At 53.7% G+C, this 2128-nt stretch carries 2 protein-coding genes; one reads left to right on the top strand and one right to left on the bottom strand.

Translation table 11 applies throughout. The features are described 5' to 3' along the window. The coding region (locus tag B3W37_RS16315) for a L,D-transpeptidase family protein (protein WP_483176453.1) at positions 1-710 on the bottom strand (710 nt) is incomplete at its 3' end. 202 nt (positions 711-912) lie between these two features. On the opposite strand from B3W37_RS16315, the gene B3W37_RS16310 reads away from it, so the two are divergent. Continuing rightward, positions 913-2109 (top strand): tetratricopeptide repeat protein, encoded by a 1197-nt coding sequence (locus tag B3W37_RS16310; RefSeq protein ID WP_483176452.1) that lies wholly within the window; start codon positions 913-915, stop codon positions 2107-2109. The last annotated feature ends 19 nt before the right edge of the window (positions 2110-2128 follow it).

Below are 2128 nucleotides of genomic sequence, written 5' to 3'. Positions count from 1 at the left end.
TGCTGGAAACGCACTACGCTGTCATGCATTTTGGGTCCGAAGACCCGGTCTATTTTGTATTTGTAGTACCCTAACCGGCGCAAACGGCGCTGAACTATGGAAACATCTCCTCCCCGGGCGCCCTGCTGCATCACCCGCCCGGTCAGGCTCTCCCCTATAATATATACCGGCGTACCCAGAGGAACCTGGTCATACAGTCCAGTCACATCCCGGTTATACATGCGTATGCAGCCGTGGCTGGCCAGCCTTCCGATGGAGCGGGGATTATTGGTGCCGTGTATGCCGTAGCCTCCCCAGGGAACGCTCAGACGCATCCAGCGGACTCCGAACGGACCTCCGGGGTTTAAGGCCTTCTGCACAATGGTCCAGTTGCCCGGCGGGCTGGGAGTGCTTCTCTTGCCTATGGCCACCGGGTAGGTACGGGATGTCTCGGGGCTGTTGAAAAAGAACAGCCGGCGGCTTTGCAGGTCTATAGTTATGGCCGGGTAACGCTGGGCAGCCACGATCTGCTCATAAGTCATTACACACTGGCTGGACAGGCGGCACCATACATCGGGATCGACCACCCCATCCGGATTTATTCCGACTTTTTCCTGCCATTGGCGCAGAGATTGCTCAGTCTCGGCATGAAAAATGTCGTCTGCCTTCACGCGCAAGTACCCCAGATTATGCAGAGCCTGATTGATGGCCAGAACGTCCGGGCCCTGCATGTGTGGCTGGGTAAGGCGCAAAAATCGCGACGTATACATATATTTGATCACGCTCCTCATTGACTCTGTTTCTATATGCTTATTTGTGCTAACCCTGGCTGATGACAACTATAAAAGCCGCAATTTGGGGGAATTTGACTTACAAAAAATGGAAGGTATTTATAGACTGGTGTGGAACTTAGCAGTAAGGGGGTGGTATTGATTGAATAACAGTGACAACAACAACGATTTCTTGGAACTGGCCCTGGCCAAAATGGAAGCCCATGAGATTTCCGCAGCCCTGGCGGTGCTGAATGAGCATGCCGATGCAGCAGATGTTCAGTGGCTGGAGATGGCGGGAGAATGCAGTTTCCGTCTGGGCGACTTCAAGCAGGCGGTCACATGGTGGGAGCAGGCTAGGGAGACTAAGACGGCCGGCAGTGCTGTTTTAAAACGCTTGGCGGAGATTAAGAAACCATCCTTCCAGTTCTGGATAAAGCGTTTCGATGAGGCTATTGATCAGATGGAACGCAAAAACTATTCCGCCGCGATGGATATGCTGCAGGAACTCAAGCTGGAGCAGGATGGTTTTGTGAGCCTGTATCAGCTCCTGGGCTTGTGCTATCTGGCCAACGGGGACCGCAACCGGGCGCAGCGAGCCTGGAATAAGGGCCTGGAAATCGACTGCAGCAATGAGAACCTCCTGGGTTATCTGGCCGCGACAACCTCGTCCACCCGGGCAACTCTTCCCAAAGTCCCTGAATCGATCATGAGCAGAACTGCCCCGAAGAAACCCCACAGCAAATCCTGGCAGATAGTGGCCGGGGCAGCATGTCTGATGCTGGTCATGGGCGGAGCTGCCTGGCATCAAAACACAGTGCCCGCTCTAAATCAGCAGCACGTCGATATACCGCTGCAGAGCTTGGCCAGTGCCGAGTATGCGGCCCCGCCGCAAGCCCCACAAAAAACAGAGGCGCCGGCCATCGACCTCTCCAACGTCCCCGGCTATGCGGAAGATGAAATGGGCGGCTCTTATTATGATGAACACCAGGAAAGATTCTACTATGAGAAGGGACTCAACGCATATCTGGAGGCCGACTTCAAAACTGCCTCCAGCAATCTGGGAATGGTGGTCGCTATGGGGAGCCAGGACTATCTGCATCGCGAAGCCCAGTATTACCTGGCCAGGATATCATTCCTGCAAAAAGACTATCCCCGGGCTGAGCGTTTATACAGCAATTACCTGAACCTGTTTCCCAACAGCAATTATTATGATGACTCTTTGTTCTACCTGGGATGGGTCTATTACGAGATGGAGCAGCCCGAAAAGACCCGCGAGTGTTTCCAGCGTCTGGAGGATCTCAATCAGCCGGTCGGGTATATGACCACCCCGCTCTATCTCAGCATCATGAATTCATAAATGGATAAACCGCTAAGGG

It is taken from the genome of Syntrophomonas sp. UBA5494 (assembly GCF_002426325.1).
Note: the sequence above shows the minus strand (reverse complement) of the source record. Positions and strands in the feature narration are given on the sequence as shown.